Annotated in this window: 23 protein-coding genes and 1 pseudogene; 8 read left to right on the top strand and 16 right to left on the bottom strand. The window is 59.3% G+C overall.

What is annotated here, in order from left to right; translation table 11 throughout:
* Positions 1 to 7: 7 nt before the first annotated feature.
* Together EIK79_RS02875 and bioB are read right to left on the bottom strand one after the other, a co-directional pair.
* On the bottom strand, positions 8 to 1,063 hold the full coding sequence (locus tag EIK79_RS02875; protein WP_124953720.1) for a transcriptional regulator: 1,056 nt from the start codon (positions 1,061 to 1,063) through the stop codon (positions 8 to 10).
* 28 nt (positions 1,064 to 1,091) lie between these two features.
* The gene (bioB, locus tag EIK79_RS02870) at positions 1,092 to 2,201 is read right to left on the bottom strand and encodes a biotin synthase BioB (protein WP_124953615.1); all 1,110 of its coding nucleotides are present in this window, start codon (positions 2,199 to 2,201) and stop codon (positions 1,092 to 1,094) included.
* A gap of 149 nt (positions 2,202 to 2,350) precedes the next feature.
* Between bioB and EIK79_RS02865 the strand changes: the two genes are divergently transcribed.
* From EIK79_RS02865 to EIK79_RS02855, 3 genes are all read left to right on the top strand, one after another.
* Positions 2,351 to 2,680, top strand: a complete 330-nt coding sequence (locus EIK79_RS02865; RefSeq protein ID WP_124953614.1) for a DUF7116 family protein — start codon at positions 2,351 to 2,353, stop codon at positions 2,678 to 2,680.
* Positions 2,681 to 2,756: 76 nt separating this feature from the next.
* Positions 2,757 to 3,341 (top strand): hypothetical protein, encoded by a 585-nt coding sequence (locus EIK79_RS02860; RefSeq protein WP_124953613.1) that lies wholly within the window; start codon positions 2,757 to 2,759, stop codon positions 3,339 to 3,341.
* Positions 3,342 to 3,394: 53 nt separating this feature from the next.
* Positions 3,395 to 3,994 (top strand): hypothetical protein, encoded by a 600-nt coding sequence (locus tag EIK79_RS02855; protein WP_124953719.1) that lies wholly within the window; start codon positions 3,395 to 3,397, stop codon positions 3,992 to 3,994.
* A gap of 5 nt (positions 3,995 to 3,999) precedes the next feature.
* Here EIK79_RS02855 and EIK79_RS02850 read toward each other — a convergent pair whose 3' ends face one another.
* The 8 genes and pseudogenes from EIK79_RS02850 to EIK79_RS02815 form a co-directional block, all read right to left on the bottom strand.
* Positions 4,000 to 4,977 carry an isocitrate/isopropylmalate family dehydrogenase gene (locus tag EIK79_RS02850; RefSeq protein ID WP_124953612.1) on the bottom strand — a complete coding sequence of 326 codons (978 nt, stop codon included), beginning with the start codon at positions 4,975 to 4,977 and terminating at the stop codon, positions 4,000 to 4,002.
* Entirely contained in the window at positions 4,974 to 5,615 is a 642-nt protein-coding gene (gene leuD, locus EIK79_RS02845) for a 3-isopropylmalate dehydratase small subunit (RefSeq protein WP_124953611.1), read from the bottom strand. The genes EIK79_RS02850 and leuD overlap by 4 nt, the downstream gene beginning before the upstream one ends.
* Positions 5,612 to 7,033 carry a 3-isopropylmalate dehydratase large subunit gene (leuC, locus tag EIK79_RS02840; RefSeq protein ID WP_124953610.1) on the bottom strand — a complete coding sequence of 474 codons (1,422 nt, stop codon included), beginning with the start codon at positions 7,031 to 7,033 and terminating at the stop codon, positions 5,612 to 5,614. Before leuC ends, leuD begins: the two co-directional genes overlap by 4 nt.
* Complete coding sequence (locus EIK79_RS02835) at positions 7,030 to 7,296, bottom strand: hypothetical protein (RefSeq protein WP_124953609.1); 267 nt, start codon at positions 7,294 to 7,296, stop codon at positions 7,030 to 7,032. Before EIK79_RS02835 ends, leuC begins: the two co-directional genes overlap by 4 nt.
* A 10-nt stretch (positions 7,297 to 7,306) precedes the next feature.
* Positions 7,307 to 8,353, bottom strand: a complete 1,047-nt coding sequence (gene ilvC / locus EIK79_RS02830; protein ID WP_124953608.1) for a ketol-acid reductoisomerase — start codon at positions 8,351 to 8,353, stop codon at positions 7,307 to 7,309.
* Positions 8,350 to 8,988, bottom strand: coding sequence for an acetolactate synthase small subunit (gene ilvN / locus EIK79_RS02825; protein ID WP_124953607.1), 639 nt, complete (start codon positions 8,986 to 8,988; stop codon positions 8,350 to 8,352). The genes ilvC and ilvN overlap by 4 nt, the downstream gene beginning before the upstream one ends.
* On the bottom strand, positions 8,985 to 10,760 hold the full coding sequence (gene ilvB, locus EIK79_RS02820; protein ID WP_124953606.1) for a biosynthetic-type acetolactate synthase large subunit: 1,776 nt from the start codon (positions 10,758 to 10,760) through the stop codon (positions 8,985 to 8,987). Before ilvB ends, ilvN begins: the two co-directional genes overlap by 4 nt.
* A gap of 270 nt (positions 10,761 to 11,030) precedes the next feature.
* Positions 11,031 to 12,236 (bottom strand): annotated as a pseudogene (locus EIK79_RS02815) (LeuA family protein); the annotation flags it as partial.
* A gap of 312 nt (positions 12,237 to 12,548) precedes the next feature.
* Between EIK79_RS02815 and EIK79_RS02810 the strand changes: the two are divergent.
* Both EIK79_RS02810 and EIK79_RS02805 read left to right on the top strand, forming a co-directional pair.
* Positions 12,549 to 13,388 (top strand): aldo/keto reductase, encoded by an 840-nt coding sequence (locus EIK79_RS02810; protein WP_124953604.1) that lies wholly within the window; start codon positions 12,549 to 12,551, stop codon positions 13,386 to 13,388.
* A gap of 91 nt (positions 13,389 to 13,479) precedes the next feature.
* Positions 13,480 to 14,184 (top strand): MBL fold metallo-hydrolase, encoded by a 705-nt coding sequence (locus tag EIK79_RS02805; RefSeq protein WP_394337766.1) that lies wholly within the window; start codon positions 13,480 to 13,482, stop codon positions 14,182 to 14,184.
* Positions 14,185 to 14,256: 72 nt separating this feature from the next.
* On the opposite strand, the gene EIK79_RS02800 is transcribed toward EIK79_RS02805, so the two are convergent.
* From EIK79_RS02800 to EIK79_RS02785, 4 genes are all read right to left on the bottom strand, one after another.
* The gene (locus tag EIK79_RS02800; RefSeq protein ID WP_124953602.1) at positions 14,257 to 14,577 is read right to left on the bottom strand and encodes a DUF7126 family protein; all 321 of its coding nucleotides are present in this window, start codon (positions 14,575 to 14,577) and stop codon (positions 14,257 to 14,259) included.
* Entirely contained in the window at positions 14,577 to 15,494 is a 918-nt protein-coding gene (gene guaA, locus EIK79_RS02795) for a glutamine-hydrolyzing GMP synthase (protein WP_124953601.1), read from the bottom strand. Before guaA ends, EIK79_RS02800 begins: the two co-directional genes overlap by 1 nt.
* Entirely contained in the window at positions 15,494 to 17,137 is a 1,644-nt protein-coding gene (pyrG, locus tag EIK79_RS02790) for a glutamine hydrolyzing CTP synthase (RefSeq protein ID WP_124953600.1), read from the bottom strand. Before pyrG ends, guaA begins: the two co-directional genes overlap by 1 nt.
* Positions 17,138 to 17,229: 92 nt before the next feature.
* Entirely contained in the window at positions 17,230 to 17,862 is a 633-nt protein-coding gene (locus EIK79_RS02785; RefSeq protein ID WP_124953599.1) for an alpha/beta hydrolase, read from the bottom strand.
* A gap of 53 nt (positions 17,863 to 17,915) precedes the next feature.
* Here EIK79_RS02785 and EIK79_RS02780 point away from each other — a divergent pair, with 53 nt between their 5' ends.
* Entirely contained in the window at positions 17,916 to 18,758 is an 843-nt protein-coding gene (locus EIK79_RS02780) for a PspA/IM30 family protein (protein ID WP_124953598.1), read from the top strand.
* 83 nt (positions 18,759 to 18,841) lie between these two features.
* Here the strand turns inward: EIK79_RS02780 and thrS are convergent, their stop codons facing one another.
* Positions 18,842 to 20,791, bottom strand: a complete 1,950-nt coding sequence (gene thrS, locus EIK79_RS02775; RefSeq protein ID WP_124953597.1) for a threonine--tRNA ligase — start codon at positions 20,789 to 20,791, stop codon at positions 18,842 to 18,844.
* 437 nt (positions 20,792 to 21,228) lie between these two features.
* Positions 21,229 to 21,498, bottom strand: a complete 270-nt coding sequence (locus tag EIK79_RS02770; protein WP_124953596.1) for a hypothetical protein — start codon at positions 21,496 to 21,498, stop codon at positions 21,229 to 21,231.
* Between the two features lie 209 nt (positions 21,499 to 21,707).
* On the opposite strand from EIK79_RS02770, the gene EIK79_RS18675 reads away from it, so the two are divergent.
* Both EIK79_RS18675 and EIK79_RS18670 read left to right on the top strand, forming a co-directional pair.
* Positions 21,708 to 21,878 carry a hypothetical protein gene (locus EIK79_RS18675; RefSeq protein ID WP_233737865.1) on the top strand — a complete coding sequence of 57 codons (171 nt, stop codon included), beginning with the start codon at positions 21,708 to 21,710 and terminating at the stop codon, positions 21,876 to 21,878.
* Between the two features lie 6 nt (positions 21,879 to 21,884).
* Positions 21,885 to 22,133 (top strand): His/Gly/Thr/Pro-type tRNA ligase C-terminal domain-containing protein, encoded by a 249-nt coding sequence (locus tag EIK79_RS18670; protein ID WP_267900519.1) that lies wholly within the window; start codon positions 21,885 to 21,887, stop codon positions 22,131 to 22,133.
* The last annotated feature ends 66 nt before the right edge of the window (positions 22,134 to 22,199 follow it).

The raw sequence follows: 22,199 nt of genomic DNA, 5'->3' as shown, positions 1-22,199 counted from the left end.
CAATCAGTTAGAACCCCGGCAGCAGCTCTGCCGGACCGAACACGCCGTAGACGCCGTTTCGGTTCATCCGGACCCCCGTCTTTAGGTAGCCGATCGCCGGCCCGTTCACGTTCGCTGCCATGCTCGTCGCGTCACCAAGCTGGAACGTATTGGTCGCGCGTTCGCCGTCGAACGTCGTTCCGGTTACGCTCACGGTCGTTGTCGTCGGCTTCTCGTCGTTACGAACGTCAAGAACCCCGCCGACAGAAACGTCGTCCGCGTCGCAGATCCCAGCCCGTTCGAGTAACACATCGTCGGCGTGTTCCATATCAGTGAACTCAAGCACCCCATCGTGGTCGTCGATCACTGCCTCAATCTCTGCGTCGGTCATCTCTCGGGCGGTTTCGATATCGTATCCATCGAGGTGGGCGATGTCCTCCCTGACCGTTCCTCGGTTGTCCTCGTAACCGGATTTGAGTCCCACACCCCACCTGATGTCGATCGACTCCACGTCTACGAACGACTGGGCCGCAAGCGCCGCGCCGCCGGTGAGAAATCCGGGTGTCGCACCCGCGCCGCAGACGAACGTGATGCCCGAATCGACCAGCTGTTCTTCCCGTTCGTCGAGCAGTCCGATGACGCGCGACCGTTTGAGCACGTCGATCAACACGCCGTCGTATCCAGCACCGACGAAACGGTCAGCGACGCGCGGGATGAAATCGTGTTCGAGGTTCGGCAACGCCATGAGCACTGCGTCGATGAGACCACTTTCTGCGATCACGTCGTCGATCGGCGTTGTTGTACTGTCTCCCTGAACCGAGGCGGCGACGCCCTCGCCTGCTCCGCTCTGTTTGATCGCGGTTCCGCCATCGGTCACTGGGTCGCCAGCTCCGCCGTCGCCGCTCGCGATGTTGCCCTCTGTCGCGTCGAGAAGTTCCGTTACGTCCAATCCCTCGTGATCGACTGCGATCCCGTGACGATCACACGCCGCAACAGGTGTGAGCCATTCTTTGTGAGTCGATAGTTCAAGCGTCCGTCGTCCGATACCACCCGTGCCGAGTACCGCAACTGTAATATCATCAATCATGGTTGTAACGTTGAGTTCTCTCGTGTCAGTCGTCTTGCTGTGCGGTGTTGGTCGCCGTTCCGGCAGCGGTCTCGACGCCCGGCGAGTCGCCGTCCCGAGCTTTCACCGCTGCCGAGTCGAAATCGTTAACGGTCCGGTTTGGTTCCAGTCCTGCCCGCTCGATGATCCGGATGTCCTCTCCCGGAGATTGACCCTCAGTCGTGAGGTAATCCCCTGTAAGAACGCCGTCAGCGCCCGCTTCGAACGGAAGATGTTGCTCGTCCGGAGCGAGATTCACCTCCCGACCACCGGTGAGTCGCACCCGAGCGTAGGGATGGAGGAACCGATACACTGCAACCGTTTTGATCAGCTCAGTCGTCGAGATCCGCGCCGACTCCCGCTCACCGAGTGGCGTTCCAGCCACTGGGTTGAGGACGTTCACCGGGAGTGAGGACACCCCAATGTCTTGGAGCGCGATGGCGGCCTCGACCCGATCCGTCGGCGTCTCACCCATCCCCAAAATGACGCCGGCACACAGTTCCATCCCTGCCTCCCTTGCGACTCGGAGCGTTTGCACCCGATCCTCGAAGGAGTGGGTGGTGACGATCTCCGGGAAATATCGCGGGGAAGTCTCGATGTTGTGGTTGTAGTGGTTGATCCCCTCTTCGGCAAGGATCGCAGCCTCCTCGTGGGTGAGGATGCCGAGACTCGCATCGACTTCGACGCTCGTTTCCTCACGAACCAGCCGGATCGCACGGATGACCTGCTCCCACTCCTCAGGCCGGTGTTCCTTGCTCACACCCTTTTCCGCGACCACGACGCCAAAACGCTGTGCACCGTCCCGCTCGGCGCGTTTCGCCGCCGAAAGGATTTCCTCGGGATCGAGAAACCCGTGCGTGTCGATCCCGGTGTCGAAATGCACTGATTGGGCACAGAACCCACAGTCCTCCGCGCAGTTGCCTGCCTTGGCGTTCACGATGCTACACGCATCGACAGTTCCATCGCTGAACTGTGACCGAATGAGATCCGCTCCCGCTGCTAGTGCCCTGACCGGCTGAGCGAGCAACGCGAGTCCGTCCGTCCGATCGAGCGTCTCACCGTCGAGTACGCGCGTGACAGCGCCGTCAACCGTTCGGTTACCAGTCTCGTTAACCACACAGCTACAACTGGTTGACTAGTTATAAACGTTTACGGTTCTTGTAGAATAGTATGGAATTATAGCATACGCAAATTACTACAATTATTCATATCGAGTATAAACTTAGCCGGTACAGCTATAGTGGAGAGTGTGCTATGTTGTCCCAGATGGGGATTATTAGCACGCCCTTACTGGAGGAAGCACGGTCGATTTTCAGCGATCTGGGGTACACCGTGTCCACTGCTGGGACCGAACTCCGGGCAGAGCGGAAATGGCGTGTAGTGTACGTCACAACGTCCGATCCAGACAACACTCCTAATCGGGGCAATCTCCGGTGTTTCGTGGCACCCGAAGATCGGGCGGCGTCACTGTGTGAGGATCTGCTCTCCCGTGCCCCGGATTATGAGTGGGCGGTGATGGGTCTCGTTGACTCCGGTGGTTATCGGATCTACCACCCGGAAACGGGCGGGGGAATCTCGGCCTCATCGTCCGTGTGATTCGCAGTCGCTTCGGCTATCTTTTTTATCAAGTTATGAGGCGTACACATTTATCTGTGGCCGTGGTAATTGGCGTATGGATACCTCTATTCTGAATCGAATTCTTCAACATAGATACGTCAATGCGGTACTCGCGTGGTCGTTGATCGGCTTTGTCGGTGGCGTTGCCGTCGTCAACGCGAGCCGTAATCCCTTATGGGCAGGGTTTGCGACGGTCATTGTTGTGCTCAGCGTGATTCCGGCTGTTCGACGCCGTTCGATGTGGACGATGCTGCCGTGGGAAGTGCTTGTGCTCGCGTCGCTCCCGTTGTTGGCACGAACGTTTGGAATTCCCGGAACTGGTCGCGTAGCGACGTATCTCTCTGTTGCGACGGTCGCCCTCATTATCGCGGTCGAACTCGATGCGTTTACAGCCGTATCGATGACCGACACGTTCGCCGTCCTTTTCGTTGTCATCACCACGATGGCTGCGTCGGGCGTTTGGGCAGTCGTTCGGTGGAGCGGAGACGTGTATCTGGGGATCGTCTTCCCGCTCACAGAACGGGAGTTAATGATCGAGTTCATCGCGTCCACGATCGCGGGTGTGATCGCTGGCGTCGTTTTCGATGTCTACTTCCGCCGACTCCGCCAGACGGACAGTTCACGGGTGAGTGACGCGTGAGATGGCCCACACTCCCCATCGGAGACCGATTCGAACGGCGACTCGTGTGGGTCATGCAGGTCGGTCTCATTGGAATGTTCTTCATCGGTCTCGACCGTCGAAACACTGGTATCATCGTGAACAGCTTCATCGGGCTGTTCGTCGCTCAGCTGCCACCGCTCATGGAGCGCGATTACGACATCCCGATGGATCCCACGCTCACGCTGTGGATTACGGGCGCAGTGTTCTTTCATGCGCTCGGGACAGTTGGGATTCCAGGCGCTGATCTCTCGTTTTATCGATCAGTGTGGTGGTGGGATCATCTCACACACGCCCTTTCAGCGTCGGTCGTTACCGCAGTCGGGTACGCGACTGTTCGCGCAATCGATCTCCACAGCAGCGACGTCCATCTCCCATCAGAATTCATGTTCGTGTTCTTGTTGTTGTTCGTCCTCGCGTTCGGCGTGCTCTGGGAGGTGGTCGAATTCACGCTCAGTGAAGTGTCTCGTATCGTCGGTGGGGGATCGATCCTGACCCAGTACGGCATCGAGGACACGATGCTCGATCTCGTGTTCAACGCTGTCGGTGCAATCGTGGTCGCCGTCTGGGGAACGGCGTATCTCAGCGGCGTTGTCGGCGCTCTCACCGAACGGTTCGATGACCGGAGTGAATGAGTGTCTTAAAGCCGGTTGATGATCGCGCTCGTCATGTCCTCGGTGGAAGCGCTTCCGCCGAGATCGGGGGTGTGCGGTCCCTGTTCGAGCGTTTCCTCGACAGCCGCTCTGACTCGTGTCCCAGTGTCGTCGTAGCCGAGGTGTTCGAGCATCATCGCTGTGCTGAGGACGGTCGCGGTCGGGTTTGCGATCCCCTCTCCGGCAATGTCGGGTGCGCTGCCGTGTACCGGCTCGAACAGCGCGTTCTCCGCGCCGATGTTCGCGCTCGGAAGTAGCCCCAGTCCTCCGACGAGTCCAGCGGCAAGATCCGACAGCATGTCACCAGCGAGGTTCGGGCAGAGGACCACGCCGTACTCTTCCGGTTGCATGATGAGCTGCATAGCGAGCGCGTCCATCAGTGCCGTGTCGTACTCGGCGTCGCGTTCCTCAGCAACGCCGTCAATGCTTTCAAGGAACTGCCCGTCGGTGGCGCGCATGACGTTGGCCTTGTGGGCGACGGTCACCGGATCGTCGCGTTCTGCGGCGTAATCAAAGCCGAAGCGAGCGATCCGTCGAGAGGCGTCGTCGGTGACAACACGTGTGAGCGTCGTGATTCCCGGTTCGATCTCGTTTTCGATCCCGGCGTAGACGCCTTCGGTGTTCTCACGGATGAACACGAGATCGGTCTCGGGTTTCACGGCGTCAACGCCGGGATACGCCCGAGCCGGCCGAATGTTGGCGAACGAGCCGACCGCTGCCCGGAGGGGCAAAATAACGTCCGCAGCCGTCTCGCCGGCTGCGCCGAACAGCGTTGCGTCGCTGTTTTCGACCAACCGGACCGTCCGGTCGGGAAGCGCCTCACCCGTGTCTGAACGCGTGTCGTCACCGGCCTCACCCATCACGAACGACAGCCCGAGGTCGAGTTCATCGAGTATCCGCACCGCTGCCGGCACCACCTCGCGCCCGATACCGTCGCCTGGAATCACCGCGATCGTTTCGCTCATTGGATGTATGGAAGGTCGGCCGCTGTTTGTTCGATGGCCTGTTCGTTCGATTTCATCAGCGCTGTCGTGTCCCAGATACCATCGACCAAGGCGGTCCGTTGGGCCGGATCGACCGCCACATCGAGGGTTGTGGACTGATCGTCTGATCCGCGTTCGTAGGTGACCGTCTCCGTCTCGACATCCACTGTCAGCTCGGTGTCTGGGTGGTTTTCGACGGTCGTCTGTAGCTCACTGATGGTCCCCTCGTCGGCGGTGACTGTCGGGATGCCTAACGCGAGACAGTTCCCCGCGAAGATCTCCGCGAAGCTCTCCCCGACGATGGCGTCGATTCCCCACCGCATGAGCGCTTGGGGGGCGTGCTCGCGCGAAGAGCCACACCCGAAGTTCGCGTTGACGACCAGCACTGACGCGTTCTGAAACCGCCGTTCGTTGAACGGGTGGTCTTTCCGGTCGTCCTGATCGTCAAATCGCTGATCGAAAAACGCGAATTCGCCCAACCCGTCGAAGGTGACGACCTTCATGAACCGTGCTGGAATGATCTGGTCGGTGTCGATGTCGTTGCCTCGGACTGGGACACCGGTGCCGGAAACGCGGTCGATCGACGGGACCGACGCAGCGTCGGCGTCACTGTCGCTCATGCGACGGTCACCTCCGGTAGGGTTCGCACGTCGGTCACTTCGCCGGTGACGGCTGCGGCGACGACCATCACGGGACTCATCAACACGGTACGGCCGTCTTTGCTCCCTTGCCGTCCGACGAAATTCCGGTTCGAGGAGCTTGCACACGCCTCATCGCCGTCGAGTTGATCCTCGTTCATGCCGAGACACATCGAACAGCCCGCGTCGCGCCAGTCGAAGCCGGCGTCGGTGAACACCGCGTCGAGCCCCTCGGCTTCGGCGGCGGCTTTGACGCGTTGGCTGCCGGGAACGACCATCGCCCGCACGTCTGGGTGTACCGTTCGTCCCTCTAGGAAACTGGCTGCGGTTCGGAGATCGCTCAACCGGGCGTTCGTACACGAACCGAGGAAGGCGACATCGATCTCGTAACCGTTCATCGTCTCACCCGGTTCGACCCGCATGTGCTCCTGTGCGCGCCGGGCCGTCTCTCGTTTGGCCTCGGGCAGCTCGGTGGGATCGGGAATCGGCTCGGTGACGCCAGCGACCTGTCCTGGGGTGGTTCCCCACGTGACGCACGGCTCGATCGCAGAACCGTCGATCTCGACCACGTCGTCGTACTCGGCGTCGTCGTCGCTTTTGATCGATTCCCAGTACGGTCGTAGCTCCTCGAATCGCTCGGGATCATCGGCAAACGCTTCGGTGTCCCGGAGCCACTCATAAGTGGTTTCGTCGGGATTGACGTAGCCCGCTCGGGCACCACCTTCGATCGACATGTTGCAGATGCTCATCCGGCCTTCCATCCCGAGCGATTCGATGGCTTCACCGGCGTATTCGTACACGTGGCCGACGCCGCCATCAGTGCCAAGCTCTCGAATGATTGTCAGGATGATATCTTTGGCTCCGACGTGCTCGGACAGCTCTCCGGTAACGCGGATCTGTCTGACCCGCTGCTTGTCCATTGCGATTGATTGCGTGGCGAGTACGTCACGGATCTGACTCGTTCCAATGCCAAAGGCCAGCGCGCCGAACGCGCCGTGTGTCGAGGTGTGACTATCGCCACAGACGATCGTCATGCCGGGTTGGGTCAGGCCCTGTTCTGGACCGATAACGTGGACGATGCCTTGGTTCCCGGTCGTCGGATCGTCGAACTCGATCCCCGCCGCTTTGACGTTCTGTTCCAACTCACTCATCATCTCTTCGGCGGCGTCGTCACCCAGCGGCCGGGACTGATCGGCCGTCGGAACGATGTGATCGACGGTCGCGTGCGTGAGGTCGGGTCGGGCGACCTCGATGTCCCGTTCGCGCAACATGCCGAACGCTTGGGGACTAGTCACCTCGTGGATCAGGTGCAACCCGACGAACAGCTGATCTTGTCCGTTGGGAAGCGTCGTGACGGTGTGGCGGTCCCACACCTTATCGTACAGCGTTCCGCGGCTCATGCGTCCTCGCTCCGTCCCCGCTCGTAGAGTCGATCGCGGGCGACACCTTCTCCGTGCGGCGGCGTGTGATCGATCTCCGCGAGTCGTGGACCTGTCTGTTCCTCAGCGGGGTGGTCACGGCTGCCTGTTGCTGATTCGTCCTCCGTCGCTGCGCCGCCGTCCGTGACGACGACCGGTCCGCGCCGGTACACCATCGCCGTCCCGAACGCCTCTTCAGTGAACGGATTCGTGTGATCGACCGCTCCTAGCGTCTGCTCTGTCATTTTTCTGTCCTCAATCGTCCGCAGTGATTCGTTCTTCCTCACTTTCCTCGGCGTCGGTGGCTTCGCTCCATGCGAACAGTTGACGGAGTTCTTCACCGACCGCCTCGATGTCGTGGTTCTGCTCTGCTTGGTGGTGGAGCGAGTAGCTCGGTCGTCCCGCGCGGTTTTCCACGATCCATTCGCGCGCAAATTCCCCGTTTTGGACTTCTTCGAGCGTCTCCTCCATGTTCTCCCGGACGTGGTCGTCGACGATCCGGTCGCCTCGCGTCAGTCCGCCGTACTCTGCTGTATCGGAGACCGAATCCCACATTCCGCCCAGTCCATCCTCATACAGCAGGTCGACGATGAGCTTCAGCTCGTTCATGCACTCGAAATACGCCATTTCGGGGCTGTAGCCGGCATCCACGAGCGTTTCGTAGCCGTGTTTGATGAGGCTCGTCACGCCACCGCAGAGAACGGCTTGCTCACCGAACAGGTCGGTCTCGGTTTCCTCACGGAACGTGGTTTCGACCACACCCGCGCGGGCACAGCCGATGGCTTGGGCGTACGCGAGCCCTTCTTCTTTCGCGGTGCCGGTCGAATCCTGGTAGATGGCGAGCAATCCGGGAGTGCCTTCGCCGTTCTCGTAGTTGCGTCGGACGAGATGGCCGGGGCTTTTCGGGGCAACCATCGTCACGTCAACGTCCGCAGGCGGCTCAATTTGGCCGTAGTGGATGTTGAAGCCGTGCGCGAACTGGAGCGTGTCGCCCGCTTCGAGTCCGTCCTTGATATCCGCGTACACCGCCGGCTGAACGGTGTCCGGGACGAGCATCGAGACGATGTCAGCCGCTTCAGCAGCGACTGCAGGCGTCGCTACCTCTAGTCCCGCGTCTTCGGCGGCCGCCCGAGAAGATGACCCCTTCCGAAGCCCGACGACGACGTTGACGCCGCTGTCAGCGAGGTTTTGGGCGTGGGCGTGCCCCTGACTTCCGAAGCCGAGTACGGCGACGGTCTTGTTTTCGATAGCGCTTCTGTCCGTGTCTTCGGTGTAGTAGATCGTTGTGTTTGAATTGCTCATTGTGAGTCGTTCGTCTGTGTTCGTTCGTACCGCTCTTCTTCTGCGTCTGTGGTCCACACCTCTCCGCGTGCGAGCGCTGTCTGTCCTGTACGAGCGATCTCCCGGATGCCGAACTGCGCGAACGCGTCGATGGCGTCGTCGATCTTCTGCTCATCGCCAGTGATCTCGACGGTGATTGTTCGCGGACCCGCATCGAGAATCGTCCCACTGTACATCTCGGTGATCGCGTGGACTTTGTCCGGCTCCTCGCCGTGGACTTTCAGCACGACCAGTTCGCGTCGAACGGCGTCGCCGCCGAGTTCGCGCACCGAGATCACCGGAAGGAGCTTTTTGAGTTGGGTCTCGACCTGCCGGATCCCTGGCTGTGACTCCTCGATGACGAGTGTGATGCGCGCGGTCTCGGGATTCGTTGTGGAACCGACGGTGAGGCTCTCGATGTTGAACTGCCGCCGACTCACCAACCCCGACACCTTCGACAACACTCCCGGCTCGTGTTGGACGAGCGCGGAGATGACGGTTCGGTGACGTTCGTGGTCGGCTCCGTTCTGGGGATCGAGCCGGATCCCCTCCGGGGAGCGTCGTCCGTCGGGGATGTCTCGGGCTTCGGGGTGCGGTCCATCGAGTCCCCGACTCATAGTTGGTCCTCCGAAAGGGCGAACTCGGCGTTGTTACCGCCGCTGGACACCATGGGGTAGACGTTCTCTTCTGGATCGATGAACACGTCCACGACGCTCGGCCCATCGTACGCCTGCGCCGCTTCGAGTGTGTCCGGGACCGCCTCGTACTCACGGACCGTAAAGCCCTTCGCGCCGAACGCCTCCGCAAGCGTGGCGAAATCGGGCACCCACTGGTATTCGGACGCCATCCGACGCTGGTCGAAAAACGCGTCCTGCCACTGGCGGACCATCCCGACGGCCTCGTTGTTCAACACGATGACAGTGATGTCGAGTCCCTCGCGGACGGCGACGCTCAACTCCTGAATCGTCATCAACAGCGACCCGTCGCCGTCGAAACAGACGACATCCCGATCGGGCGCGGCCACCTTCGCACCGATGGCCGCTGGCAGTCCGTATCCCATCGTTCCCAACCCGTGTGAAGAGATCCACGTGTTCGGCTCCGTGTACGTCCAGTACTGGGCGGCCCACATCTGGTGTTGGCCGACGCCCGTGGTGACGATGGCGTCATCGGGCGTGAGTTCGTCCATCGCCTCAACGACGAACTGGGGTTTCAACGGCTCGTCCTCTGGCGTGGCGTACGCCATCGGATACGCCTCTTTCCACGTCTGGCACTGCTTGCGCCACTGGGACGCCGCTGGAGCGTCATCCATCGCGGTCCGAAGCTGTTCGAGAACGCACGATGCGTCTCCGATCAGCGGATAGTCGGCGTGAACGTTTTTCGAGATCTCGGAGGGATCGATGTCGACGTGGATGATCTCGGCTTCGGGCGCAAACGTCTCGATCCCGCCCGTGAGCCGGTCGTCGAACCGCGTCCCGATGGCGAGCAGGCAATCACAGTGAGAGATCGCCATGTTCGCATACCCCGTTCCGTGCATCCCGGCCCACTCCAACGCCAGTTCGTGGTCTTCCGGGAAGCTCCCGATACCGGGCATCGTCGTCACAACGGGGATCTGGTGTTCGATGGCGAACGTCCGCAGTTCCTCGCTCGCGTCTCCTTTGATGACCCCACCGCCAGAGAGGATCAACGGCATTCTCGCGTTCGAAAGCGCTTGAATCGCGTCCTTAACGGCGCTCTCGGCTGCAGTTTCGGAGATCTCGTGGTACTCCGGCGTCGTAGGTCCGTCGGGGACGCTGTCTGTCGTCCCGTTCGTTACGTCCTTGGGGAGATCAACGAGTGTCGGTCCGGGTCTACCCTCACGCGCGAGTGCATACGCCTCACCGACCACGTCTCCGACCGTCGCCGCGTTGTCTGCGAAGTAGCTCGCTTTCGTCACCGGACGGGTGACACCGACCGTATCGGTCTCCTGAAACGCGTCGTGGCCGACGAGGTCCGTGGGAACCTGCCCGGTCAGCGCGATCACCGGATCGGAATCCATGTCGGCGTCGGCTAACCCCGTCGTGAGGTTCGTCGCACCCGGTCCTGATGTCGCCATACAGACGCCGGGTTCACCGGTGAGCTGTCCGTAGGCGTCGGCGGCGTGGGCCGCCCCCTGCTCGTGGGCCATCGTGATGTGGGTCAAATCCTGCTTGGCGTACAACGCGTCGTAAACGGGCATGATCGCACCGCCCTGAACGCCAAACAGATGCTCGACACCGGCGTTTTCGAGCGCGGTAACGACGGCCTCCGCGCCGTTCGTGACCGAGATCGAGTCCTCATCTGGTCGCGTTTCTGCCGCAGCGGTGGTCGTGCTCTGTTCGTCTGTGTGAACGGTCGAGACGTGATCACTCATCGGTAGTCACCCCTCTCGCGTCGCTCATCATACATGTCTGTGTGGTTGTTTGTTGGTGGTGGATAGCTCCAAAACGGTGCAGCGAACGCCGGATGTGAGGTGGTGTAGGGGCTAGTTGGCCCCTACAATAATGAGAGACGTGACGCTCGGTACGGTCGTATTCCGGGCGACTGTGAGCGTCATTATCGGACGATGTTCCGGGTGATGTATAAACCTTCCGCGTCCGGCAATTGTGCCGTCGCTGTCGACAGCAGCGAGCAGTGAGAATCATCAGTTTACTCTCACCTGCTCTTTGGAAACATCCATATCGCGGGCGAACTCTCGGAGTGTTTCTACGGTGATCCGCTCCTTCGTAGCTCCTTTATCCTTGACGCGTCGTGTGAGTTCGCGGACTTCTTCGTCCGTCGGTTGGAACCCGTCGGCTTCGAGTCGTTCACGAACCGAATGCTGTCCGGTATGCTTACCGAGTACGAGCTCCCGTTCTGCACCGACCATCTCGGGCGTCATCACTCCCGGTTCGAACGTATCGGAGTTCTCGATGATACCCGCGGCGTGGATGCCCGACTCGTGGGCGAACGCGTTTTGCCCGACGACAGGCTTGTTCGCTGGAACGCCGATGTCGCTTTTCCGCTCGATCGTTCGTGACAGCTCTGTTAGCTGTCTCGTATCGATGCCGGTATCGACATCGTACAGACAGGATAATGCGGTGAGAACCTCCTCGTATGCGGCGTTGCCCGCGCGTTCACCGATGCCGTTCACGCTAACTTGTGCTTGGGCTGCGCCCGCTTCGTACCCCGCAACGGCGTTCGCGGCGGCCAACCCAAAGTCATCGTGTGTGTGAACGTCGACCTGCGCGTCGGTGTGCGTACAGACGGTGTCGATCAGTTCCCCGAACCGGCCGGGGGTTGCCACCCCACAGGTGTCCGGGATGTTGATCCAGTCGACGCCCGCCTCGCTGACGGCCTCGACAATCTCCGTCAGAAACGCCTCGTCAGTTCGCGTGGCGTCCATCGGTGAGTACATCACGTCGACACCCGCTTCACGGACGCGCTCGACGGCGTCAACGGATCGCTCGCGGACTTCTGTGCGCGTCGAATGCATCGAATCCTGAATCTGCACGTCGCTCGTGCTCGCGAACACGTGGACCAACTCGACACCCGAATCGAGTGCGGCCTCGATGTCCGCCTCTACGACGCGCGCCAATCCACACACCGTCGTCTCTGTACCCTCTGCAATGTCACGGACGGCTTCGAACTCCGCGTCCGAATTCACTGGGAACCCCGCTTCGATAACGTGTGTTCCCATCTCGTCGAGCAGCGCCGCTATCTCCCGTTTGTCATCATAGGAGAACGATGTTCGCGGTGACTGCTCCCCATCACGGAGCGTCGTATCGAAAATCCGTGCGTGGCTGATCTCAGAAGTGGAATCTAACGTGCCCTGGAAGAACTCGACCCGCCGGCGACGCCGACGTGTCCTCCATACTTTCGCTCATGTGCATTCGTCCAATATCCCACACTGAATATAAGTGTGGCTCTCTCGGTGATTTCTGCGCCGAACGCCCCGGCCACTGTCTCGTTAATCGCCCGACGTAATCATCATCAAGGTCATCTTCATACCTTATACTCCGCCGTGACCCCACCGATTCAGTCGGTAACAAGGGTTTAGAAAGTGAAAAAATAAATAATGGTGGCACGAAAACATGTCTTCGCGGACCGGTTGCTCGGAGCTTCGTAGTGGTTGCAGGCGGTTATCCGTAGCTATTCCTATGTCCGTCCCGTAATTCAAATCATGAAACACGTCACCGCCGCCGGTCAGGCGGTTCCAGCGGTCGGTCTCGGAACGTGGCAGCTGACGGGAGCGGACTGTTATGAAGCCGTGCAGTCGGCGGTTGATCTCGGGTATCGGCACATCGACACCGCACAGGTGTACGGTAACGAACGTGAAATCGGAGACGCAATCGGTGCGAGCGGTGTCGATCGAGATTCGTTGTTTCTAACGACGAAGCTCGGTCGTGGCAGTTACAGCTACGACGCTGTGCTCCGATCGACTGACGAGAGCCTCTCAAAACTCGATACGGAGTATCTCGATCTGTTGTTGATCCATTGGCCCGTTGATCGCCTTCCGACCGCACCCTCGCTCAGCGAAACGATCGACGCGATGAACGAACTCCACCAACGGGGCAAGGTCAGACACATCGGTGTGAGCAACTTCGGCATTGATCGCCTCCACCGTGCACGCACCCTCTCCGAGATACCGATTCTCACCAACCAAGTGCAGTACCACCCGTTTTGGGACCAGACGCAGCTCCTCGACTACTGCCAGATACACGATGTCATTCTCACCGCGTACAGTCCGTTCGGTCACGGCAGCGTGATCGGAGATCAGACGCTGTGCGAGATCGGCGAGCGGTACGGGAAATCCAGCGCACAGGTCGCGCTTCGGTGGCTGCTCCAACAGGAGATGGTGTGTGCCATTCCGAAGGCGTCGTCGCCCGACCATCTCAAAGCGAACATCGACGTGTTCGATTTCGAACTCACTGATTCGGAAATGGAGACGATTCACCGTCCATCCAAGCTCCGGACGGTTTCGAGCATGGTCGCCTCACGGCTTTCCGACTGGAACCAGTGAGGAATGAGATAGATCTCCGTGTGTGGTATGCCGGGAAGGCGTTCTCAGAATCATCGGGAGTTTCATAGTTCGCGTTCGTACTACTTGTATGGTGTTCGAACTCACAGAGTCAAAGAGGAGCGAAGCTCCGCACGCAGCGAGACGCACCGCGTGGCAACTCGATCTAACCGGTGTGAACGCGTATCTCGTTGACGACGGAACAGTAACGCTCGTGGATACCGGAACGCCGTGGGGTATTTCGAGGCTCGTCCGTGAGATCGAACGAACTGGGCACGCTGTCACGGACATCGACCAAGTCTTGCTCACCCACTACGACATCGATCACGTTGGCGGTCTCCGTGGATTAGACCGCGATATCCCCGTGTATCTCGGGACGCCCGATCGGGGCTTTCTCACCGGGCAGGAACGGCCACCCTTGTCGACACCCAAAGGAGTGTTACACCGCGTCGTCGGTCCGTTTCTCCGGGATCGGGATCACGTGATCGAACCTGTCGAGGATGGCGATGCGATCGGCAGCTTCAAAGCGTACCACACGCCCGGACACACGCCGGGACACATGGCGTATCTCAGCGAGTCCCTTTCGATCGGCTTTCTCGGAGATCTCGTCATTGAACGCAAGGGAGAACTAGTTCCGTCTCCGTGGTATCTGAGCTACGACACTGATCAGGTCGCTGACAGCATTCGCGATCTCGCAGATCGGCAACCTCCGATCGAGACGGTCGGCGTCGGGCACGGCGTGCCATTTCTCAAAAACGGCTGTGTCCGATTAGCCGAACTCGGCCGAGCGATCGCGTGAGTCGCGGTGTCTCATGTCGGGTGACCACGACCCGTTCGCCAGCCACATGGGAGTCCTTCGGTAGCGAGGTGATCAGGCAGTGAGTTCTTCAGCGACGGTTTCGGGGGCCATCAGTTTGGGATCGAGGATGAGTTCCGCGCCAGTGCGCGCGAACTCGGGGAGCGAGTCGTGGCTGTAAACGACGACCCGTAGTTGGGGGTTGATCTCGTTTGCGACCGGGATCGAAGTCGCAAGCGTGGCGTCGGTCACAATCAGCAACTCGGCGGTCTCAGTGCCCGCGTCGAGGAGCTGTTCGCGTGCAGCCGTTCCCGCGGCGCGGGTGGTATCGACACCAGCGGCTTCGAGTGCGTCACCCAGTCCATCGTCGTCGGGTCCGATAACGACAGCGTTCATTACTCGTACTCGATGGTCGCCGGAGGTTTGTGTGTAACGTCATACAACACGCGAGAGACGTTCGGGAGTGTTCCCGTGATCCGACTCTGGATCCGCTGGAGAACGTCCCAGTCTAACGGCTGTGCGCGGGCGGTCATCCCGTCACGGCTTTCGACCGACCGAACAGCGACCACGTGCCCGTGAACTCGGTTGTCACCTTTCACGCCGGTCGCTTTGCCGAGCACCGCCGCGAACGCCTGCCACGGCTCGTACTCTTCGAGTTCGTCCTCCACGACAGCGGTCGCCTCTCTCGCAACTTCGAGTCTGTCTTCAGTGACTTCTCCAATAATACGAACCGCAAGCCCCGGACCGGGGAACGGCATCCGTTCGGAGACAACCGATTCCAGTCCGAGCGCGCGGGCCACTTCCCGAACCTCGTCTTTGTACAGCTCCCGCACCGGTTCAACGATGCCATCAAAATCGACGACATCGGGCAGTCCACCAACGTTGTGGTGAGATTTGATATTGCCGTCGCTCTCGATGCGGTCGGGGTAGATCGTCCCTTGGACGAGATAGTCGGCGTCACTACTGCGGGCTTCACGCTCGAATTCACGGATGAACTGTTCACCGATCGCGTGGCGCTTTTCCTCGGGATCAGTGACGCCCGTCAGTGCTTCGAGAAACCGATCCTGTGCGGAAACGATCCGGAGGCGATCCATGTACGCGAACGTCTCCTGGATCTCGTCGGTTTCACCCTTCCGCATCAGTCCTGTGTCGACGTACACGGGGACGAGTTGGTCACCGACGGCTTTGTGGGCGAGCGCCGCAGCAACCGAGGAGTCTACACCCCCCGACAACGCGATGATCGCCTTTGCCGAGCCGATCTCCTCGCGGATCTCGGCAACGGCGTCCTCGATGAATCGCTCTGTTTCGACCATTATCGAGCCACCTCGGCTCGGTCGGTTTCACGTTGCTCGATTATGGCGTCGATCAACCCGACGAACGGCGGACTCGCGCGGCCGGGCCGGGATCGGAACTCCGGATGGAACTGCGTCCCGAAGAAATACGGATGATCGGGCAACTCCAATATCTCCATTCGGTTGCCGACACGGCCCGAAAAGCGCAGTCCGTTCGCTTCTAGCTGGGCGATGTAGTTGGGATTCACCTCGTATCGGTGGCGATGGCGTTCGACGCACGGCCCATCATACAACTGGGCGGCGAGGGTATCTGACTGGAGTTCCGTTTCGTAGGATCCGAGTCGCATCGTCCCTCCCATCTCGTCGAGATCCGACTGATCGGGCAGCAGATCAATCACTGGGTTGGGTGTTTCCTCATCGAACTCCCGAGAATGAGCGGTGTCGAAACCGAGAACGTTGCGGGCGTACTCCACGACTGCGAGCTGGAAGCCCAGACACAGCCCCAGATACGGGATCCCGTTCTCGCGCGCGTACTGGATGGCGTCGATCTTACCTTGGGTCCCCCGGACGCCGAACCCACCGGGAACGACAATCCCGTCGGCGGATTCGAGTCGTTGTTCGTGTTCGGGGTTCATCTCCTCGGAGTTGACCCAGCTGACGTTCACATCGACGCGGTGGTCTAGGCCGGCGTGTTTGAGCGCTTCGTGGACCGAGAGATAGGCGTCTTCCAGCGCGTATTTCCCGACGAGCGCGACGTCAACCTCGCCGTCGGCCTCACGGGTGACGATCTCTCGCCAGCCGTTGTCTCGTTCGTCCTTCGGGATCGCTGGCTCCTGTAGCCCAAGCTGCTCCATCACGTACTCATCGAGCCCTTCGTCCTCAACCATCAGCGGCACGTGATAGATGTCGTCGACATCCGGGTTCGAAAACACTGCTTCTGTCGGCACGTCACAGAACAGCGCGATCTTCTCTTTCGTTTCGGGATACAGTCGGTCGTCACACCGGCCAACGAGCACGTCCGGCTGAAGACCGATGCTCCGAAGTTCCTTAACGCTGTGTTGGGTCGGTTTGGTCTTTTGCTCGCCGTTTTTCGAGTACGGAACGAGCGTCACGTGGGTGAGGAGAAAATCCTCCGGCGGTTGCTCGTGAACGAACTGCCGGATCGCTTCGAGAAACGCCATCCCTTCGATGTCACCGACCGTCCCGCCGATCTCAACGATACACACGTCGTGGCCCGATGCGGCCTCTCGAATCTGGCGCTTAATATCGTCGGTGACGTGAGGAATGATCTGGACCGTCTTTCCGAGGTAATCCCCAGAACGCTCCTTCTCGATCACGTGTTGGTAGGTTTTGCCCGTTGTGATATTGTGATCGGATGTCATGTCGATATCAAGAAAGCGCTCGTAGTTGCCCAGATCCAGATCGACTTCACCACCGTCTTTCAACACGTACACCTCTCCGTGTTGGAAGGGGTTCATCGTTCCCGCGTCGACGTTCAGATACGGGTCGATCTTGACGGCAGTAACGTCGAAGCCAGCGTTGGCGAGCAGTCGGCCGGTGCTCGCGGCCGTGATCCCCTTGCCGAGTCCAGACATCACGCCGCCAGTGACGAAAATAAACTTGTTTCCCAATGTTGGGTCGTAGTCTGTCGGCTCCGTCGGCATACTGTGGGTGGGCCGCTGTCGGTGAAAACCGTTTCGGGCGCGAGGCGATGCGTGAACCGATGGCGCACCGACGCGTCGGTTCGTTGTGCCCGTTACAGCTCGTTCTGGAAGAACGTTGATACCTGTTCTGCGACGCGTTCGGTTTGTCCGACGAAGAAGTGGTCTGCGCTCACTTCGAGGACAGTGTGGTCGGTTTCGATTGCTCGATCAACGAGGGGCTCCCAGTCAGCGGTCGTATCGCGTTCGCCATAGACGATCTGTGTCGGACAGTCGATCGTTTGGAGGGCATTGACGGCGTCCAGTTCTCCGATCCGAGCACCGGGAGCGAGGGCACAGACACACGCCACGTCGGTGTCGCTGTGGCCCGCGGCGACGAGCGCAAGCGTCCCGCCAAAGCTGAATCCGTACACTCCGACGCGTTCGTACCGCTCGTTGGCCCACGCGATCGCGTTCAGCGTGTCGGTGTGCTCACCGCGTCCCTCGTCCCACTCGCCGTAATCGAACCGGAGTGCGGCGACCCCGGTGGCAGCGAGCGCGTCGGTCACAGCGGTCAGTCGTTGATCAGTGCGGGTCCCACCCATCTGTGGATGGGGTGGGCAAGCAACAACACACGCAGTTTCCTCTGGAGCAGTCACCGTTCCGCGAACGTCACGCGCACCGCCAATGAGAACTGGCTCCGATTCCGTGGGAGTGTCCTCCGATTCAGAGCCGTTGTGATCCGTCATGGGTCGTGTTCGTTAGTATGTGGTTTAATAGGCTGGATCGTTATAGTCTGACTATGGGAATCCTTTCACGGACGTCGTACGTTATCCGTTCGAAGATCAACGCCCTCCTCAACCGCACTGAAGATCCCTCCGAAACGCTCGATTATTCCTACGAACAGATGCGAGACGAGCTACAGGAGGTCAAAGAGGGGATTGCCGATCTTACCACACAGAAAAAGCGCCTCGAGATGCAGAAACGGCGTCTTGAAGAGAACGTTGACAAGCACAACGAGCAGGCGCGGACGGCGGTCGAACAGGACCGGGAAGACCTCGCTCGCCAAGCCTTAGAGAAGAAAAAGCAGAAGATGAATCAGATCGAGGATCTCGAAGGACAGATTGCCGATCTACAACAAACCCAGGATTCCCTCGTTGAGAAAAAGGATAAGCTCCAAAACCGCATTGAGGAGTTCCGCACGAAAAAGGAATCCATGAAAGCCCGCTACGAGGCCGCCGAAGCGTCAGCGCGCGTCTCCGAAGCCGTGACCGGGGCAGGCGACGAGATGGAAAACGTCTCACAGGCCATCGACCGTGCCGAAGAACGTACTCAGGATATGGAAGCTCGCTCTGCGGCGCTCGATGAGCTTGAAGAAACGGGGGCACTCGACAGCTCGCTGTCGGACAAAGACAGCCTTGAACGCGAGCTCGATGAGATATCGGCCAATAACGAAGTCGAAGCCGAACTTGATACCCTCCGCTCGGAGATGGGCAAAGAGTCCAAGAACAAAAGCAACGACACGACGACCGAGACGGAGACTGAAACGGAGACAGAGACGGATGTCGCGTCTAACTCCTCGTCTGACTCGAACTCGGAGATCGAGAGTGAACTGGAGGAGCTTCAGGACGACAAATCGAAGTAATCTCACATCTATCTTTAAACAGCGAGAGAATCCTCCTCCTTTAGGGCGGGCGTGAATCGCGTCACTTGATTCCGCAGCCGCCGTTAATCGGCCGAACTCGATTCCATCGCGCGCTGAATGTCTGGCTCGACGTGTTTTTCGTCCCGCTCCCGTTCAAGACGCCTCCGGAAGGCTTTGATATCCACGTCGTTTCGCTCTTGCTCTTTCCGGTCTCGGACCGAGACCGTCCCGGCTGCTTGTTCGTCGTCACCAATGATCAGCATGTAGGGAACGCGGTCGTCGTGGGCGGCCTGAATCTTCTTTCCGACGGTCCATGACCGATCTTCGACGGTCACACGGAACGAACCCAACGCCTCTTTGATGGTCTCAGCGTACTCGATGTGATCGTCGGTGATCGGCAGGATACGGATCTGTTCGGGCGCGAGCCAAAGGGGGAAGCGACCGTTGAAGTGCTCGATGATGACGCCCATGAAACGCTCGAACGATCCTAACAGCGCTCGGTGAATCATCACCGGCCGGTGTTCTTCGTTGTCCTCGCCAATGTAGGTGAGTCCCAATCGCTTGGGAATGTTGAAATCCAACTGCACCGTTCCGATCGTCCACTCTCGATCGAGCGCGTCTTTGGCGTTGATACCGATCTTCGGCCCATAGAAGGCGGCTTCGCCAGCCTCTACGTCGTAGTCGAGATCCTCGGACTCCAGCGAGTCTCGGAGCGCGTCAGTGGCGTTCGTCCAGATCTCCTCGCTCCCGATCGCGTTATCCCCCCGCGTTTCGAGTTTGTACACCACCTCCAAATCGAGGTGACCGTAGATCTCTTCGATGACCTGAATGGCGTCGATGATCTCACCGCGGATCTGATCGGGACGAATGAACGCGTGACCGTCATCCTGGGTGAACCCACGAACCCGGAGCAACCCCGATAACTCACCCGACTGTTCGTTTCTGTAGCACGTGCCGAACTCGGAGAACCGGATCGGAAGATCTCGGTAAGAGTGGGTGTCCCGGTCGTAGATGTAGGCGTGGTTCGCACAGTTCATGGGCTTCAGGCCGTACTCCGTGTCGTCCTGTTCCCAATTGAACATTTCACCTTGCTCGGTGAAGTTCTCGTAGTGACCCGTCGGTTTCCAGAGCTCGGCTTTGTTGAGTTCGGGCGTCCACACCTCCTCATAGCCCAGTTCGTCGTTTTTGTTCCGGACGTACTCTTCGAGTTCGCGCCGGATCGTCATCCCGTTAGGGTGGTAATGCACACAGCCCGGCGAGTGGTCGGGCACGGAGAAGAGATCGAGCTCTTGACCGATCTTGCGGTGATCGCGCTCTTTGGCTTTCTCGCGGCGTTCGAGGAACGATTCGAGCTCTGATTCGGATTCAAACGCCGTTCCGTGCACCCGCGTGAGGCTTTCGTTGTCCTCTTCGCCGCGCCAGTACGCAGAAGAGATCGACAACAGCTTGAACGCGCCGATTTCCCCCGTCGAGTCGACGTGCGGACCCTTACAGAGGTCTTTGAACTCCGCTTGCTCGTAGAATGACACCGGTTCCTCGCCGGCCGCCTCCGTTTCGAGGATCTCGCGTTTGAATCGGTTGTCCTGATAGATCTCGAATGCTTCGCTCCGCGAGTGGGTGACGCGCTCGATCGGGATGTCTTCCGCGATGATCTCCTGTGCTTCGTCTTCGATCTGCGCCAGCGCCGTATCGTCGAGATCGACGTTGTGCACGTCGTAGTAAAAGCCGTCATCCGTCCACGGGCCGATCGTGAGCTTCGCCTCGGGATAGAGTCGGAGCAACGCCTGTGCGAAGACGTGGGCTGCGGAGTGCCGGAGCACGTCGAGATACTCCTCGCTGCTTTCGGTGACGATCTCAACATAGGCACCGTCGTGGATCGGCGTCTGTGCGTCTACAAGCTCTCCGTCGATAACGCCCGCCACAGTGTCGCGCCCGAGACCGGTGCCGATCTCGTAGGCGACATCCTCGACGGTTGCGTCCTCCTCGACGGTGAGCTCAGATCCGTCTGGAAGCGTGACCGTGATTTCGTCCATACACCAGCAAACCGAGGACGGAGGATAAGTGTGTTGAGACCGTGCGAACGGTTCCAGGGGGAGCTTAGGATCTGCCCGTGACTGGGTGGCTAATCAAGTGTGATCCTACATACAGTTTGATGAATTTTGTTTTATATCTCGTCTATATGGAGTGTTGACCTAAATACTCATGCAGTGCCCCGTCTCTAAACAATAAATCACAGAATATATGTTTGAATTGACTGAATCACTGTCTATATGAGATGGGAAGTGCTTCAGCTTCAAACATGTTCTCAGCGAGCGCTGTGGCACAACACCAGTCGGTTGACTGCAAGCGAAGCTCAAAAATTATTCCAGCACTATCATGAGTGTCGCTGCAGCCAGCACCAGGCACGGGAGGGTTGCTGATGGGTGTAGCGAGTGCTGTCAGTTTGTGGATCCTAGCCGGACTCGTCGTGTTAGCAGTCGGTCCGCTCTTTGTTGAGCGGCCGATGTGGACGCCGTTCTGGCGTGGGGTGTCCTCGATTTTTGATCCGTGGCGACGCGTCCATTGGCTGTGTGTACCTGTGCTGGTGCTCATCGTATTGGTGCTGTTTGGACTGCAAGCGCGTTCGCTTCAGGCGATCCCGGTAATCGAACAGCGTTTGAGTTGCCCCGAAGGCATCATCTGGGTGTTGTTTCGCTTGTTGAGCAGCATCGGAAACCGACATCGACGTTTCGTCACTCATATACGATTCTGATATTCCACTAATTTATAACTCTTTTCCTCAGATGATAAAAACGATACCGTGGCGGACTATTTTTCGTTTAGTAACATTTTCGACATCTTTAATCGAAAGATACGCGATTTGTGAGACCGTATAGCCAGATGGACGGATCTGAACCCTTTCTGTATCATTGTATGACATAGAGTACTCTATAGAGACAATGAGTTGATATGTATGGCCGGATATTTATGGCCGCGTTGCTCGAACAGGCCGCTCGCCACGAGACGCCTCGGCTGCCGACGTGGCTGTCGCCCACACAGGTCCGATTCATTCCTGTGAGCAACGACCACGTTGCGTTCTGTGATAATCTCGTGGAGACGCTCGCTGACTCCGGGATCTAGGCGGACATTGACGACCGGAATGAGTCCGTCGGCAAACGGATCGCTACAGCAGAAACCGATTGGGTCCCCTACTACGCGGTTGTGGGCGATCAGGAACTCGAAGAACCGATGTTCAGCGTCACTGTCCGGGGGCAAGACGACACGGAGTTGTCTATCGACGCTCTTGCTGAGACAGTAGCCAACGATGTGGGTGACAAACCCGCCAAACCGCGGCATCTTCCCCGGTATGTCAGCGATCACCCGGAGTTCGCGTGAGGCTGTCGCTGACTGGAGGGTTGGCCGGGAGGATCCACGCCAACGGTGGCACGCGAGTAGGGAGGG

The sequence above is a fragment of the Halocatena pleomorpha genome, from assembly GCF_003862495.1.
Lineage (GTDB): Archaea > Halobacteriota > Halobacteria > Halobacteriales > Haloarculaceae > Halocatena > Halocatena pleomorpha.
Note: the sequence above shows the minus strand (reverse complement) of the source record. Positions and strands in the feature narration are given on the sequence as shown.